The organism is Erwinia sp. B116 (genome assembly GCF_002865965.1).
Lineage (GTDB): Bacteria > Pseudomonadota > Gammaproteobacteria > Enterobacterales > Enterobacteriaceae > Erwinia.
This window is the reverse complement of sequence record NZ_JRZZ01000004.1, coordinates 159,457-173,694: the sequence shown is the minus strand read 5'-3', so window position 1 is coordinate 173,694 and position 14,238 is coordinate 159,457. Positions and strand designations below refer to the sequence as shown.

The window sequence follows — 14,238 nt, the reverse complement described above, 5'->3', positions numbered from 1 at the left end:
CGGCAGCGCCCGCCGATCTGTTTAGCTGGGCGCAGTTTGTGGCGCAGACCGAAACGCTGTGGCAGGACGACGCGCTGGTCAGCGACGCCGATGCCTGGCAGAGCCTGTGGTTTGAGCTGGAGATAGTCAACGGCCTGGCGCTGGCCGAGTGGGAAGAGCAGGGGCGGCCGGGCGACTGGTCGGCCTGCTGGCAGGCGAACTATCAGCAGGATGCGGCTGAGCTGGCGGCTGAACTGCTGGCGCTGCTGCGCGACTAATTTATACAGGAGCAATTAACATGCGTTATCCCCTTATGGTCAGCACGCTGCTGCTGGTGACTACCGGCTGCAGCCAGTTTCCTCATCATGCGTTTTTCGTGCCGCCCGAGGCCGGGGATAATACCGCCTGGGTGCGCATCGTCGGCGGCACCGAGTCCGCCTCGATCCAGCAGCAGGTAAACGGCAAAACGCAGGGCGGCATGGTGCGCAGCAGCGAATGGATCCTCACCCATACCCGTGACGGCGGCATGCCGGTTGACAGCCGGCAGAACAAGTCCGCCTGGGGGGATTACTATGAAACGCCGGTGATTGCCGGCCGTTCGACCCATATCGGCCAGGTCTATGATGACGGGAAAAATTCCTGCGTCAGCGGCATCACCTTTACGCCGAAAAAAGGCCACTACTACCAGTTCAGCCTGCAGGTCGATCTGCGGCTCTATCAGTGCCGTGGCCTCGCCTACGAGCTGAAAAAGGATGCGCAGGGCAACTGGCGGCTGGAGGATCTGCAGGGCGTCACCTGGGGCGGGAAATACGATGCCACTGAAAACGGTGACTGGCGCAGGATGTCTTATCGTGAGAAGCCCGGGATCTGACCGGTGAAAAAACGGTACCATCCTCCGTTCATCTGACCGCGGCACAAATCGCCGTTGCCGATCTGGCAGCTGTCGTTCTGGCCGTTGCCGATCTGGCCGCTGTCGCCCTGGCAGCGGCTGCCGTGCCCGGAAGCACATCGTTATCGCTAAAAGCATATCGGGCTAATTATTAGCACGGTAACAGAATGAAACTCACCCTTACACACTGACCCTTCGCCTGACAAAAGCTGCCGCAAATACGCCTGTCTTACATGCTATAAACAAATCCTTAACATTTAAGCAGCGCCGCCCCTTTGTACCCACATCCAGACAGGATACCCGACTATGCTCAACTGGACCCCGACCCAGCGCAACGTGGCCTTCGCCAGCGTGGCCAGCTGGATGCTGGACGCCTTCGATTTTTTCATTCTGGTCTTTGTGCTCAGCGATATCGCCGATAACTTCCACACCTCCGTCTCCGACGTGTCGATCGCCATTATGCTGACGCTGGCGGTCAGGCCGATCGGTGCGCTGCTGTTTGGCCGGCTGGCGGAAAAATATGGCCGCCGACCGATTCTGATGGTCAATATCGTCACCTTCGCGCTGTTTGAAGTGCTGTCGGCGTGGTCGCCGTCGCTGGCCTGGTTCCTCGCCTTCCGGGTTATTTACGGCGTGGCGATGGGCGGCGTGTGGGGCGTGGCGTCGTCGCTGGCGATGGAGACCATCCCTGACCGCTCGCGCGGGCTGATGTCCGGCGTGTTTCAGGCCGGTTACCCCTGTGGTTACCTGCTGGCATCGGTGATCTTCGGCCTGTTCTACAGCCTGGTCGGCTGGCGCGGGATGTTCCTGATCGGCGCGCTGCCGATCCTGCTGCTGCCGTTTATCTGGTTTAAGGTGCCTGAGTCGCCGGTGTGGCTGGCCGCCCGCGCCCGTCAGGAGAGCACCGCGCTGCTGCCGGTGCTGAAAAGCCACTGGCGGCTGTGCGTTTACCTGGTGCTGCTGATGGCCTGCTTTAACTTCTTCAGCCACGGCACCCAGGATCTCTACCCGACCTTCCTGAAGGTGCAGCACGGCTTCAGCCCCCACCTGATCAGCATTATCGCCATCGGCTATAACATCGCCGCCATGCTCGGCGGCGTGCTGTTCGGTGCGATTTCTGAGAGGGTGGGGCGTAAAAAAACCATGATGGTGGCGGCGTTCCTCGCGCTGCCGGTGCTGCCGCTGTGGGCGTTCTCCAGCGGTTCGTGGGCGGTGGGGATCGGCGCGTTTCTGATGCAGTTTATGGTGCAGGGCGCGTGGGGCGTGGTGCCCACTTACCTCAACGAGCTGGTGCCGGCCAACGCGCGGGCGGTATTACCGGGTTTTGTTTACCAGCTGGGTAACCTGATCGCCTCGGTCAACGCCACGCTGCAGTCAAAAATTGCCGAAGCGCACGGCAATAATTATGGCCTGGCGATGGCGATTGTCGCCGGCACCGTCGCGGTGCTGATCTGCATTCTGGTCGCCTTTGGTCGTGAGACGCGTGGTGTAAAAATTTCCGGCCAGGGGTAGCCGCAACGCCCGCGTAAAAATAAATAATGCCGTGCCGGTCGACAATAATGGCCCGCTTAGCGGGCCAGATTATTTTAAGCCGTCTCCGCCACCGGCGCTTCGCTGGCAATAATATCCTGGTACGAATAGAAGGTATTACGACCGTGGCTTTTGGCCAGATAAAGGGCGCGATCAGCGTTACTCAGCGCGCTGTCAAAATCATCGTTCATCAACGGGGCAATACCGGCGCTGATGGTGACGTGGGTGGCCACGCTGGCGTTAAAGTGGTGGGGGATTTCAAGATCGAGGACGCACTGGCGAATACGCTCGGCCAGCTTCATGGCAATATTTTCATTGACGTTGGTCAGCAGCACCAGGAACTCTTCGCCGCCGTAGCGGGTGACGATATCGCGCGAGCGCACGGCGTCCCGAATGGCGTAAGAGACCCGTGCCAGCGCCTGATCGCCCATGGTGTGGCCGTAGTTGTCGTTGTAGGCCTTGAAGTTATCAATATCCATCAGCAGCAGAAAGTGGCTGCCGACGTGATTTTCCAGCGTGTTCTCCAGCCGGTTTTTCAGCCCGCGGCGGTTGTACAGGCCGGTGAGCGGATCGAGCATGCTCAGGTCGCTGTAGGTCTCTTTTTCGGCGGCGAGTCGGCTGACCAGGTGACGGGTAAAGCGGTCACGCCGCTGCAGCATCAGGTGGTGCAGGGTAAACCCCAGCAGCGGCAGGGCCATGGTAAACAGGATCAGCGCGATGTTACGGCCGCCGTCCAGCACAATCACCGTCAGCGATGCCGGGGCAGTATGCAGGCAGAACGCCAGCAGATGATCGCCCAGCGCAATCGCGCTGATAAAGTAGACGCTGACCAGCGCCACCAGCAGATAGCTGTCGCTGAACGAAGCGCTCAGCTGATATTTAACCAGAATATAACCGGCCCACAGCAGGCCGGTCAGCAGCGCCACGCTATTTAATCGCGGCAATTTGGCTAAAGGCCTTAAAAACATCCGCAAAATGATCGTCAGGCTGAGCAATATTACCGCCAGCGTCAGGGCCAGCGCTAAAGGGACAACCGAACCGTTAATACGTAGCGTGAAAAAAGAGGCGGTAACCGTGTTTAAAAATAAAAATAGCATCAGCGACAGCCGATGCTTGCTATGCAGCAATTCATCGTAACTTTGGATGGTCATTATATTTACTCGTGACTGCCCTGAAATAGCAAAGCCCCTCCCGAATTAACGGATGGAAACTTATCATCTGGAATAGTGTAGAGCTGTTATTTTTGGATTTTACTGAATAGAGATCGCCTTCAATCTACCACTTCAACACTGGACTGTCATCCCACGGCATAAAGTTTCAACAATGTTGCTGCAAAATGATAAGAACTATCATATGCTATTGGTAATCATTATCATTTGAATTTGTGTGGACACCCGGCTGCTGGCGGCAACGGTGGCCGCGTCTGGCAAGACAGAGGGGATCGCGATGTTGGGTAAACGACTGGATAGCGGCTGGGGCGTGCTGTTGCCCTGCGCACTGATGCCGTTAATGACGATGATGGAACTCTCTTTTAGCGAGTGGCGGTGGCTGATGGTGGTGGCGCTGCTGGCGACGGTAGTGATGCTCTGTCACAAGCGCCTGCGTCACTATCTGCTGCTGCCGTCGTGCCTTGCGCTCGCCGGCGGCGTGGCGGCGGCCTCGCTTAATTTCAGTACCCTGTAGTCGCTTCTGCGGCCACCCCGAACGTCAGCCCGCCGTGTGGCGTCTGCATCAGGCCGCGCTTTTCATCCGGCGGAATAAAGCCGCGGCAGATGGGAGCAAAAAGGCGACAGGCATAAAACCAGCATGCGTGAATCAACGTCAGCAACATCCAGACGGAAGTGCGATAAAGCGGAAGTACGATCGGAGAAAAATATCGCTGAAGATATAACAGTACAGAGCAGGTCGTTAAGAAATCACATCAGGGGAAATCAGAGTCGGTCAGTGCAGGGAAGCGTAAAGCGGGTGTTACGGGGAGTACTGGCTGGTCATCACTGACCAGAAAGAGTATTCAACATGGTGCGAAGAGAGGGACTTGAACCCTCACGTCCGTAAGAACACTAACACCTGAAGCTAGCGCGTCTACCAATTCCGCCACCTTCGCGCAGATGCTGCGTAATATGAATCTCGTGGTATTTATGGTGCGAAGAGAGGGACTTGAACCCTCACGTCCGTAAGAACACTAACACCTGAAGCTAGCGCGTCTACCAATTCCGCCACCTTCGCATACCAGCAACACAACTTGCGTTGTATCGCTACCACGGAGGCGCATTCTAGAGATTTTCAGCAACAGGTCAACAGTTATTTCATCAACCTGAAACGATCGCTGCAAAAACCGCCATCCTGCTGCGATTATGCCCGTTCAGGCGGTATGAAGTCCGCCTGAACGCGGGATTTACTTGCCTTTCGGCGGGCGGCCCTTCACGGCGCGATAGACTTTAAAGCGGCCGTTCTGCAGCAGCACTTCATGGCTGCCGAAGGTTTCATCCAGCACCTGCGGGTACGGCAGGAAGGCGTTGGCTACAATGCGCAGCTCGCCGCCGGTGTTCAGGTGCTTAACCGCGCCGCGGATCAGCGTCTGAGCCGCATCCAGGCTGGTCTGCATACCGTCGTGGAACGGCGGGTTAGAGATAATCATGTCATAGCGGCTGGTGACGTCGGAGTAGACGTTACTCGCAAAGACTTCCCCTTCCAGGCCGTTCGCCGCCAGCGTGGCTTTACTGGCTTCAATCGCCGCCGCGCTGACGTCGGTCAGGGTCAGACGCACCTTCGGCGAGTGGCTGGCCAGCACGGTGGAGAGCACCCCGGCACCACAGCCGACGTCGAGGATCTTGCCTTTGGTATGCGGAGTAAAGGTGGAGAGCAGCAGCTGGCTACCGATATCCAGGGCGTCACGGCTGAACACGCCCGGCAGGGTCTTGATGGTGAATTCACCCAGCTGATAGGCATCGCGGAAGCTGTCAGCGTCGAACGTCGGCTGCGTATCCAGACGGCCGTGATAGAGACCGCAGCGGCGGGCGCTGTCGATCTTTTCAAGCTTCGCCCAGCTCTCCAGCATGGTATCGGCGCTGCGCACGCCGCTGCGGTTTTCACCGATCACGAAGATATCGCTGCCGACCGGCAGCAGCGACAGCAGGTTCTGCAGCTGGAACTGCGCTTCCGGCTTGTTCTTCGGCCAGTAGTAGACCAGCGTGTCACAGTCGGCGACCATACCGGCGCTGGCTACCAGCCCGAAGTGCGCATTGTCACCCAGCGAACGGCTCAGGTTCTGCCAGTGATGATACTGCTGGGTGTGCACCCGGCTCAGCGCGGTGTCCAGTTGGGCGGGCAGGTCATCCTGCAGGTCGCCAGCAAACAGCACGCGGCGTTGAGTAAATTCATCACTGTGGCGCAGTATCACTTCACTGGCCGGGGTAAATGCGGACATCGGTAACTCCTCAAAAATTGAGCGGCGATTATAGTCGTTTGTTGGCGCAGAATCACCGGGTTTGCTAGCATAGGCGCGCAATCAGGCGACCAGACGGGAATTAATGATGTCTTCCAGACGTGACTGGTTATTACAGCAGATGGGCGTGACGCAGTATCAGCTGCGGCGGCCGCGCGCGCTGAAGGGGGAGATTGCGGTGACCTTACCCGCAGAGACTCGCCTGGTGATTGTGGCGGCGGTGCCGCCTGACCTGCATGAGCCGCTGGTGGCGGACGTGCTGCGTACGCTGGCGCTGCATGAGCCACAGGTGCTGGTGCTGACGCCAGACCAGCTGGCGATGCTGCCGGATGATGCCCGCTGCGCCAGCTGGCAGCTGGGGCTGGCGGATCCCGGCGCGCTGAACGGCCCGCAGCTGATCACGCCGCCGCTGGCGGACCTTTACAACAACGCCGACGCCAAACGGGCGTTCTGGCAGCAAATTTGCCACTATGAATCTGATTTCTTTACTCACTCCGCACGATCTTGACGCCGCGTTTGCCATTGAGCAGCGCAGCCACGCTTTTCCCTGGTCAGAAAAAACCTTCGCCAGCAATCAGGGGGAGCGCTATCTCAACTATCAGCTGCGGGTGGACGGCGTGCTGGCGGCATTTGCCATCACCCAGCTGGTGCTGGATGAGGCGACGCTGTTTAATCTGGCGGTGGACCCGGCCTTCCAGCGCCGTGGCCTGGGGCTGCAGCTGTTGCAGCACCTGATCGCCGAGCTGGAAGCCCGCGGCGTGATGACGCTGTGGCTGGAGGTTCGCGCCTCGAATCGTGGGGCGATCGCGCTGTATGAGCGGCTTAATTTTAATGAAGTGTCGATCCGCCGTAATTACTATCCCACGGCGGACGGTAAAGAAGATGCCGTGATGATGGCACTCACTATTTAACAGGGAACCTGAACAACGATGCTTAAAGACTGGGACTGGATTTTATTTGACGCGGACGACACGCTGTTTCACTTCGACGCATTTGCCGGTTTACAGCATCTGTTTCAGCACTACGACGTCGCCTTCAGCCAGGCGGACTACGACGCCTATCAGGCGATCAACAAGCCGCTGTGGGTGGACTACCAGAACGGTGTGATCAACGCCCTGCAGCTGCAGCATCAGCGCTTTGAGGGCTGGGCGGCCCGGCTGAACGTCACCGCCGCCGATCTCAACCACCGCTTCCTGCTGACCATGGGGCAGATCTGCGTGCCGCTGCCGGGGGCGGTTGAGCTGTTAACCGCGCTTAAAGGGCGGGTGAAGATGGGTATTATCACCAACGGCTTTACCGCTATGCAGCAGGTGCGCCTGGAGCAGACCGGTTTTGCGGATTTCTTCGATCTGCTGGTGGTGTCTGAAGAAGTGGGCGTGGCCAAGCCGCATCCGGCGATTTTCGACTACGCGCTCAGTGAAATGGGCAACCCGCCGCGCGATCGCGTGCTGATGGTCGGTGATAATCCGGATTCGGACATTCTCGGCGGCATCAACGCCGGCCTTGCCACCTGCTGGCTGAACGCTGACGGCAAGCCGGCGCGGGACACCATCGCGCCGACCTGGCAGGTTGCTTCACTGAGCGAGCTGCAGGAGAAGCTGCTCGCGTAGATTTTACAGCCCCAGCGCGTCGAAATCGGACGCAGCGTGGCGTTCGGCCAGCTGCACGTCTCCCCAGGTACGGTTGACGATGCGCCCGCGTTTGACCGCCGGGCGCTGCGCAATCTCATCCGCCCAGCGCAGCAGGTTTTTATACGAGGCGGCATCAATAAACTCACCGGCCTCGTACAGCAGACCCTGCACCAGCGCGCCGTACCACGGCCAGATGGCGATATCGGCTATGGTGTACTCATCGCCGGCAATATAGCGGTGTTCAGCCAGTTGTTTGTCCAGCAGGTCCAGCTGGCGCTTGGCCTCCAGGGTAAAGCGGTCAATGGCGTACTCGATCTTCACCGGCGCATAGTGATAGAAGTGGCCGAAGCCGCCGCCGACGTAAGGGGCCGCGCCCTGCAGCCAGAACAGCCAGTTCAGCGTTTCGGTGCGCTTCGCCGCGTCTTTTGGCAGGAAATGGCCGAATTTCTCCGCCAGATAGAGCAGGATCGCGCCAGATTCAAACACGCGGATTGCCGGCTGTGCGCTGGTGTCCAGCAGCGCCGGGATCTTCGAGTTAGGGTTGACCGCCACAAAGCCCGACGAGAACTGCTCGCTTTCACCAATACGCACCAGGTGCGCGTCATACTCCGCACCGTTAACGTTCAGCGCCAGCAGCTCCTCCAGCAGGATGGTCACCTTCTGGCCGTTTGGCGTGCCCAGCGAGTAGAGCTGCAGCGGGTGCCTGCCCTGCGGCAACGTGGCGTCGTGACGCGCGCCGGCGGTCGGGCGGTTGATACTGCCCCAGGTGCCGCCGGTGCCTTTGTTTTCGCTCCAGACTTTTGCTGGCTGATAATCGTTATTGCTCATAGCTGTACAGGCCCTTTTCGTCGAAGAGTACCGGCGGATGTCGCCAGCAATGCGGTAAAAATAGCGGATGGCCGCACGGAAATCCAAATGCCCGATTGTCGGATGCTTAGGTATAGCACTGCTAACGCGGGATCACTTGTCCGCAACGAGCAGTGGCTAAAGGGCCAGTGAGCTGCGACGTGCTGAAACTCGCTATTCCGGCTAAAGAATTAAGCCGGCGGGCATCGGAAAAAAGTCCGTGCTTAGTGAGCAAATCCAGTTTCTCAGGCGATAGCAAACCAATCAGTTGCTCTACCGCATCAATTTTTCCGCTGATGTAAGCCACGGCATCTGCGGGGGTGCTGACCGGGTATGCTTTCCATAAAGGTTCATTGTGAGCCAGACGATTTCGATACTCTCTGACCGTTTTGGTCAGTTTACGGGCCATGCTCAGGTATCCTTTCCATTAGATCGGGCCGGTATTTGACCGTATGTGGCATAGCTCAATCCTTATCGTAGGGTCTGCCAGAGGTTGCCTTGACACTGCTTTTGGTCCTCTGTAGCATCAGGTTCAGGTTGGTGAGAGGAACCAATGGCCTTCGGGTGTAAGACCTCTCGCAAATACCGTAGATCTTCGCCCCGGCTTAAGCCGGGGTTTTTGCGTTATGGTCCCGGTGTTTCTGTTTAGCAGGCTGGCCACTACCATCCCATTCCCTCTCGCCGGGCCTGTCTCGTCACAGTATTCACAAAAGCGACGCCCTTCATCTTCAATCGATCGTTCTGCGGTGGGTTTATGCATCATTTGAGACGAAGTACGAGAAAAACACGCTGTGCGACAGGGCTAAAGCACGGATTCTCTAACGCAGGGTACCGTTGTTTTTAAGTGCCGGATTTGCCGAAGCAGATGAGTCTGCTATACCCGGCATGAGATAACCGACAGGAAGCAGGTGACTATGTCGCTACAAAATGGCTCAGAGAGGGGCGGCGAGAGCGCCGTTGATAGAGCGGAGCAGGGGCTGATTACAACTGCCGATGGCCGCCCGTGCTGTGCCTGGCAGGCGCAGATGCCGGACTATCACGACCACGAGTGGGGACGCCCGGTGGTGGACGATTGGCTGCTGTTTGAGAAGGTGTGTCTGGAGGGGTTTCACTCCGGCATGTCCTGGCAGCTTATCTATAACAAGCGCGACAACTTCCGCCGCGCGTTTGAGGGCTTTAATTTCCACCGCGTAGCGGCTTACGGCGAGCCGGAGGTGGCGCGGCTGCTGGCGGACAGCGGCATCGTGCGTAACCGGGCCAAGATCCTCTCGGCGATCAACAATGCGCAACGGGCGATCGAACTGCAGGAGGAAGCCGGATCGCTGGCCGCCTGGTTCTGGCAGTTTGAGCCGACGGCGCAGCAGCGGCCGGCCAGCGTCGATCTGCACTACTGGCAGCAGGTGAAAACCTCACCGCAGGCCGAAGCGATGTCGAAGGCGCTGAAAAAGCGCGGCTGGAGCTGGGTTGGGCCGGTGACCGCGTATTCGCTGATGCAGGCGCTGGGGCTGGTTAACGATCATCTCGACGGCTGCTGTCGCCGTGTTGAGTGTGAAGCCGAACGGTCGCAGTTAATGCGTCCGGGCTGAGCCTGCGCGGATCGCTTTACGGATGACGGGACGATCCCTCAGCCTGAGTCCCGTATTTGCAGGTTAAACGGTTCGGCAGCGAACTCCGCCTGCCGGGGCTGCGCCCCCCTTTTGCGTGATTAAGCGCCGTTCTGCATTGTTTCTGAGGGCACAATCAGCGAAAATGCCCGCCATCTAACGAAGAACCGGCTGTGCCAGCCGTTGCGCGAAAGGCGTAACCCGGCGGTACGGCGCCAAACCAGAAGAATTTTCATGTCAAATGCGCCCTTTATGCAAGAGGTGGCACGCCGCCGCACTTTTGCCATTATTTCTCACCCGGATGCCGGTAAAACCACTATTACCGAGAAGGTTCTGCTGTTCGGACAGGCTATCCAGACCGCCGGTACGGTAAAAGGCCGTGGCTCTAACCAGCACGCCAAATCGGACTGGATGGAGATGGAGAAGCAGCGTGGCATCTCGATCACCACCTCGGTGATGCAGTTCCCGTACCGCGACAGCCTGGTCAACCTGCTGGACACGCCGGGGCACGAAGACTTCTCCGAAGATACCTACCGCACCCTGACGGCGGTCGACTGCTGTCTGATGGTGATCGACGCCGCGAAAGGCGTTGAGGATCGTACCCGCAAGCTGATGGAAGTGACCCGTCTGCGCGACACGCCGATCCTGACCTTTATGAACAAGCTGGACCGCGATATCCGTGACCCGATGGAGGTCATGGATGAAGTGGAGAGCGAGCTGAAGATCGCCTGTGCGCCGATCACCTGGCCGATCGGCTGCGGCAAGCTGTTTAAGGGCGTGTACCACCTGTATAAGAATGAAACCTACCTCTATCAGACCGGTAAGGGCCATACCATTCAGGAAGTGCGCATCGTTAAGGGGCTGGATAACCCGGAACTGGACGCGGCAATTGGTGAAGATCTCGCGGCGCAGCTGCGCGATGAGCTGGAGCTGGTGCAGGGTGCCTCCCACGAATTTGACCACGAGCTGTTCCTGGCAGGCCAGCTGACCCCGGTGTTCTTCGGCACCGCGCTGGGTAACTTCGGCGTTGACCATATGCTGGATGGCCTGGTTGAGTGGGCACCGGCACCGATGCCGCGTAACACCGATCTGCGCACCGTCACCGCCGCCGACGAGAAGTTCACCGGCTTCGTGTTTAAGATCCAGGCCAATATGGATCCGAAACACCGCGACCGTGTGGCCTTTATGCGCGTGGTCTCCGGCAGGTATGAGAAGGGTATGAAGCTGCGCCAGGTGCGCACCGGCAAAGACGTGGTGATCTCGGACGCGCTGACCTTTATGGCCGGTGACCGTTCCCACGTGGAAGAGGCGTATCCGGGCGATATTATCGGCCTGCATAACCACGGTACTATCCAGATCGGCGACACCTTTACCCAGGGTGAAAATATGAAGTTCACCGGTATTCCGAACTTCGCGCCGGAACTGTTCCGTCGTATCCGCCTGCGTGACCCGCTGAAGCAGAAGCAGCTGCTGAAAGGGCTGGTGCAGCTGTCGGAAGAGGGCGCAGTGCAGGTGTTCCGCCCGGTACACAACAACGACCTGATCGTCGGTGCGGTGGGCGTGCTGCAGTTTGACGTGGTGGTCTCGCGCCTGAAAAGCGAATACAACGTCGAAGCGATTTATGAGGCGATCAACGTCTCGACCGCCCGCTGGGTGGAGTGTAATGACGTGAAGAAATTTGACGAGTTCCAGCGCAAGAACGAAGTGAACCTGGCGCTTGATGGCGGTGATAACCTGACCTACATCGCTCCTACTATGGTCAACCTGAATATCACTCAGGAACGTTATCCTGACGTGGTATTCCGCAAAACTCGCGAACATTAATTCCGCGACTACACTTGAGGGTGGGACGTTAACGCGTCCCACCCTTTTTTTTTCACTGATATTACAGACTACTCTTAAAACCTCGTATTTCTGCTGATTTTTTCCTCTTTTTCACCTTCCTGTCCGGTAAAAACGCTATCTGCGACTATATTTATTGTCAGGACGCAAACAAAAGGAACAAATCGATGAAGACCACAATGACGAAAACCCTGATGGCACTGGTAGTCGGTTCAGCTCTGTTAAGCGGAACCGCGATGGCAGAACAGACGATGACCGGTAAAGCGGAATCAGCTGCCGACAGTGCGGGTTCAAAAATCGATAGCTCAATGAAGTCAGTAGGTAACTACATGGACGACAGCGGCGTAACCGCCAAGGTGAAAGCCGCGCTGGTCGACAATGAAGCGATTAAAAGTACCGATATTTCCGTGAAAACCCACGATGGCGTGGTGACCCTGAGCGGTTTTGTGACCTCACAGGATCAGGCTGAACTGGCGGTTGCAGCGGCCAAAAAGGTCGAAGGCGTGAAGTCGGTTAGCGACAAACTGCACGTGAAAGACAGCACCAAAGCGACGGCCAGCGGTTATGCCGGTGATGCGGCAACCACCACCGAAATCAAAGCTAAACTGTTAGCGGATGACATCGTACCGTCGCGTAACGTGAAGGTGGAGACCACCAACGGCGTGGTGCAGCTTTCCGGTTCGGTAAAAACTGAGGCGCAGTCTGAACGCGCTGAAGGCATTGCCAAAGCCATTGATGGCGTGAAAAGCGTCAAAAACGATCTCACCGTTAAGTAACGGTAGAAAACCGGTGACGGCGGCTGCCGTCACCGGACAAGTCCGCTAAGAGCAACATTCCGGCGCGATGACTGCGCTTACGTGAATGATAAAGACGTTCGATTTTCACTATGGTAAGGAGAGGCGTATGTTTCGTTGGGGTATTATCTTTCTGATTATTGCACTGATCGCTGCGGCATTAGGCTTCGGTGGTCTGGCGGGTACGGCAGCGTGGGCAGCAAAAATCGTCTTCGTGGTCGGTATTATTATCTTCCTGGTCAGCCTGTTCACCGGCCGTAAGAAACTTTAGCGACTGCTGTCACACAGCGTAGCAAAACAGCAACAAGCGCCTCACCGGCGCTGCTGAGAACGGGTATCCTCTGCACTCACTTTGTGTGGAGGATACCTGACTTGGGCAGCCGCATCCCGATTACCCTCGGTAATATCGATCCCCTGAATTTGTCCCCCTTTTCCCCCGGAAATCTCGCCTTAGTATGCGAGGGCGGCGGGCAACGCGGCATTTTTACCGCCGGCGTGCTGGATGAATTTCAGCGGGCGCGCTTTAATCCCTTCGATCTGCTGATCGGCACTTCCGCCGGGGCACAGAACTTATCCGCTTACGTCTGCGGCCAGCCAGGTTATGCCCGCCGGGTGATCACCCGTTATACCACCAGCAAACAGTTTTTCGATCCGCTGCGCTTTGTGCGCGGTGGGCACCTGATCGACCTGGACTGGCTGGTGGACATTACCCGTGCTGAACTGCCGCTGGCGCTGGCGGCCGGGGATAAGCTGTTTAAGGCCGGCCGCGAATTCTATATGTGCGCCTGTCGCAGCGACGATTACAGCCCCTCTTATTTTACCCCCACGGCAGATAACTGGCATGACATCATTAAGGCGTCCAGCGCCATTCCGGGTTTGTACCGCAATGGTGTCGACCTCAGCGGCGAGTTCTGGCTGGACGGCGGAATCAGCGATGCTATTCCGGTGCGCGAGGCGGCGCGGCGCGGTGCTGATACTATCGTGGTGATCCGCACCGTCCCCTCACAGATGACCTATACACCGCAGTGGATCAAACGGCTGGAGCGCTGGCTGAGTGACGGGGCGTTGCGCCCGTTAATCAATATTTTACAGCTGCACGAGCAGAGCTACAGCGAAACCCAGCAGTTTATCGATGCACCGCCGGGCGGCCTGCGGATCGTTGAGATCTACCCGCCGCGCCCGCTGGCCAGCAATGCGCTGGGCAGCCGGGTGACGGCGCTGAATCAGGATTATCATCTGGGCCGCCGCTGCGGGCGTTACTTCCTTGCGACGCTGGGCCAGTGGCTGGGCGGTGGCAAGGGTGTCATGCCCGTCTCTGCCAGGCCCGCTCTCGTTAGTGCGGTGGCTGGCACGGCGCCAGTTGCGCCGGGCACGGGCGCAGACAGCGTGCTGAATCCGGCAGATGTCGTGGTTATGCCGGAACGGACAACAAGGCGTACAATGCAGCAACCAGCCACGGCTGCCGTGGCGGATCCGTTGTTCAACCCGGCCACGACTGCTGTGGCGGATCCGTTGCTTAACCCGGCCCTGGCTGCCGTGACGGATCCATTGCTCAATCCGGCCATAACTGACGTTATGGAGTCTGCTGCCGCGCCTGTTGCTGATGCAGATGCGCTGTCGGGACGGACGATCGCGGAGGATACGTTTACTCCGGTCAGCGCAGACGGGAGAGTGGCTC

General features: G+C 58.1%; 15 protein-coding genes, 2 tRNA genes and 1 pseudogene. 12 read left to right on the top strand and 6 right to left on the bottom strand.

From position 1 onward, the window contains the following. From NV64_RS23355 to NV64_RS04965, 3 genes are all read left to right on the top strand, one after another. The coding region (locus NV64_RS23355) for a hypothetical protein (protein ID WP_158239875.1) at nt 1-257 on the top strand (257 nt) is incomplete at its 5' end. A gap of 20 nt (nt 258-277) precedes the next feature. Beyond that, nucleotides 278-850: a hypothetical protein gene (locus NV64_RS04970; RefSeq protein ID WP_101505440.1), complete on the top strand. Its 573-nt coding sequence runs from the start codon at nt 278-280 to the stop codon at nt 848-850. 324 nt (nt 851-1,174) lie between these two features. Then, entirely contained in the window at nt 1,175-2,380 is a 1,206-nt protein-coding gene (locus NV64_RS04965) for an MFS transporter (protein WP_101505439.1), read from the top strand. Between the two features lie 74 nt (nt 2,381-2,454). Here NV64_RS04965 and NV64_RS04960 read toward each other — a convergent pair whose 3' ends face one another. Then, nucleotides 2,455-3,549, bottom strand: a complete 1,095-nt coding sequence (locus tag NV64_RS04960; RefSeq protein ID WP_056235780.1) for a diguanylate cyclase — start codon at nt 3,547-3,549, stop codon at nt 2,455-2,457. Nucleotides 3,550-3,844: 295 nt separating this feature from the next. Between NV64_RS04960 and NV64_RS04955 the strand changes: the two genes are divergently transcribed. After that, complete coding sequence (locus tag NV64_RS04955; RefSeq protein WP_101505438.1) at nt 3,845-4,081, top strand: DUF1435 domain-containing protein; 237 nt, start codon at nt 3,845-3,847, stop codon at nt 4,079-4,081. Between the two features lie 334 nt (nt 4,082-4,415). On the opposite strand, the gene NV64_RS04950 is transcribed toward NV64_RS04955, so the two are convergent. From NV64_RS04950 to rsmC, 3 genes are all read right to left on the bottom strand, one after another. Next, a tRNA-Leu gene (locus NV64_RS04950) sits at nt 4,416-4,502 on the bottom strand. Between the two features lie 35 nt (nt 4,503-4,537). Further along, nucleotides 4,538-4,624: transfer RNA gene (locus NV64_RS04945), tRNA-Leu, on the bottom strand. 169 nt (nt 4,625-4,793) lie between these two features. After that, on the bottom strand, nt 4,794-5,825 hold the full coding sequence (gene rsmC, locus NV64_RS04940; protein ID WP_056235782.1) for a 16S rRNA (guanine(1207)-N(2))-methyltransferase RsmC: 1,032 nt from the start codon (nt 5,823-5,825) through the stop codon (nt 4,794-4,796). Nucleotides 5,826-5,931: 106 nt separating this feature from the next. On the opposite strand from rsmC, the gene NV64_RS04935 reads away from it, so the two are divergent. Genes NV64_RS04935 through yjjG form a run of 3 tightly spaced genes read left to right on the top strand, consistent with a single transcriptional unit; the run spans nt 5,932 to nt 7,453 of the window. Next, nucleotides 5,932-6,351, top strand: a complete 420-nt coding sequence (locus NV64_RS04935; protein ID WP_056236379.1) for a DNA polymerase III subunit psi — start codon at nt 5,932-5,934, stop codon at nt 6,349-6,351. Further along, nucleotides 6,314-6,754 carry a ribosomal protein S18-alanine N-acetyltransferase gene (gene rimI / locus NV64_RS04930; protein ID WP_056235786.1) on the top strand — a complete coding sequence of 147 codons (441 nt, stop codon included), beginning with the start codon at nt 6,314-6,316 and terminating at the stop codon, nt 6,752-6,754. The genes NV64_RS04935 and rimI overlap by 38 nt, the downstream gene beginning before the upstream one ends. An 18-nt stretch (nt 6,755-6,772) precedes the next feature. Further along, complete coding sequence (gene yjjG / locus NV64_RS04925) at nt 6,773-7,453, top strand: pyrimidine 5'-nucleotidase (protein WP_056235789.1); 681 nt, start codon at nt 6,773-6,775, stop codon at nt 7,451-7,453. A 3-nt stretch (nt 7,454-7,456) separates the two neighbouring features. Here the strand turns inward: yjjG and yghU are convergent, their stop codons facing one another. Both yghU and NV64_RS23095 read right to left on the bottom strand, forming a co-directional pair. Continuing rightward, nucleotides 7,457-8,302 carry a glutathione-dependent disulfide-bond oxidoreductase gene (yghU, locus tag NV64_RS04920; RefSeq protein ID WP_056235792.1) on the bottom strand — a complete coding sequence of 282 codons (846 nt, stop codon included), beginning with the start codon at nt 8,300-8,302 and terminating at the stop codon, nt 7,457-7,459. Between the two features lie 121 nt (nt 8,303-8,423). Next, on the bottom strand, nt 8,424-8,729 hold the full coding sequence (locus NV64_RS23095) for a hypothetical protein (protein WP_146005447.1): 306 nt from the start codon (nt 8,727-8,729) through the stop codon (nt 8,424-8,426). 505 nt (nt 8,730-9,234) lie between these two features. On the opposite strand from NV64_RS23095, the gene NV64_RS04915 reads away from it, so the two are divergent. From NV64_RS04915 to NV64_RS04895, 5 genes and pseudogenes are all read left to right on the top strand, one after another. Next, nucleotides 9,235-9,906: a DNA-3-methyladenine glycosylase I gene (locus tag NV64_RS04915; protein WP_101505437.1), complete on the top strand. Its 672-nt coding sequence runs from the start codon at nt 9,235-9,237 to the stop codon at nt 9,904-9,906. 252 nt (nt 9,907-10,158) lie between these two features. Next, entirely contained in the window at nt 10,159-11,748 is a 1,590-nt protein-coding gene (prfC, locus tag NV64_RS04910; RefSeq protein ID WP_056235798.1) for a peptide chain release factor 3, read from the top strand. A gap of 185 nt (nt 11,749-11,933) precedes the next feature. Beyond that, entirely contained in the window at nt 11,934-12,542 is a 609-nt protein-coding gene (gene osmY, locus NV64_RS04905) for a molecular chaperone OsmY (protein ID WP_056235800.1), read from the top strand. Nucleotides 12,543-12,669: 127 nt separating this feature from the next. After that, a complete protein-coding gene (locus NV64_RS04900) occupies nt 12,670-12,831 on the top strand; it encodes a DUF1328 domain-containing protein (RefSeq protein WP_072166347.1) in 162 nt (53 codons plus the stop codon). Nucleotides 12,832-12,932: 101 nt separating this feature from the next. Then, nucleotides 12,933-13,848, top strand: a pseudogene (locus tag NV64_RS04895) (patatin family protein); the annotation flags it as partial. Between the last annotated feature and the right edge of the window lie 390 nt (nt 13,849-14,238).

Excerpts from the sequence above, each read along its gene's own strand:
- NV64_RS04970 (WP_101505440.1), top strand. The coding sequence starts at position 278 with ATGCGTTATCCCCTTATGGTCAGCACGCTGCTGCTGGTGACTACCGGC.
- NV64_RS04965 (WP_101505439.1), top strand. The coding sequence starts at position 1,175 with ATGCTCAACTGGACCCCGACCCAGCGCAACGTGGCCTTCGCCAGCGTG.
- NV64_RS04960 (WP_056235780.1), bottom strand. The coding sequence starts at position 3,549 with ATGACCATCCAAAGTTACGATGAATTGCTGCATAGCAAGCATCGGCTG.
- NV64_RS04955 (WP_101505438.1), top strand. The coding sequence starts at position 3,845 with ATGTTGGGTAAACGACTGGATAGCGGCTGGGGCGTGCTGTTGCCCTGC.
- rsmC (WP_056235782.1), bottom strand. The coding sequence starts at position 5,825 with ATGTCCGCATTTACCCCGGCCAGTGAAGTGATACTGCGCCACAGTGAT.
- NV64_RS04935 (WP_056236379.1), top strand. The coding sequence starts at position 5,932 with ATGTCTTCCAGACGTGACTGGTTATTACAGCAGATGGGCGTGACGCAG.
- rimI (WP_056235786.1), top strand. The coding sequence starts at position 6,314 with ATGAATCTGATTTCTTTACTCACTCCGCACGATCTTGACGCCGCGTTT.
- yjjG (WP_056235789.1), top strand. The coding sequence starts at position 6,773 with ATGCTTAAAGACTGGGACTGGATTTTATTTGACGCGGACGACACGCTG.
- yghU (WP_056235792.1), bottom strand. The coding sequence starts at position 8,302 with ATGAGCAATAACGATTATCAGCCAGCAAAAGTCTGGAGCGAAAACAAA.
- NV64_RS23095 (WP_146005447.1), bottom strand. The coding sequence starts at position 8,729 with ATGGCCCGTAAACTGACCAAAACGGTCAGAGAGTATCGAAATCGTCTG.
- NV64_RS04915 (WP_101505437.1), top strand. The coding sequence starts at position 9,235 with ATGTCGCTACAAAATGGCTCAGAGAGGGGCGGCGAGAGCGCCGTTGAT.
- prfC (WP_056235798.1), top strand. The coding sequence starts at position 10,159 with ATGTCAAATGCGCCCTTTATGCAAGAGGTGGCACGCCGCCGCACTTTT.
- osmY (WP_056235800.1), top strand. The coding sequence starts at position 11,934 with ATGAAGACCACAATGACGAAAACCCTGATGGCACTGGTAGTCGGTTCA.
- NV64_RS04900 (WP_072166347.1), top strand. The coding sequence starts at position 12,670 with ATGTTTCGTTGGGGTATTATCTTTCTGATTATTGCACTGATCGCTGCG.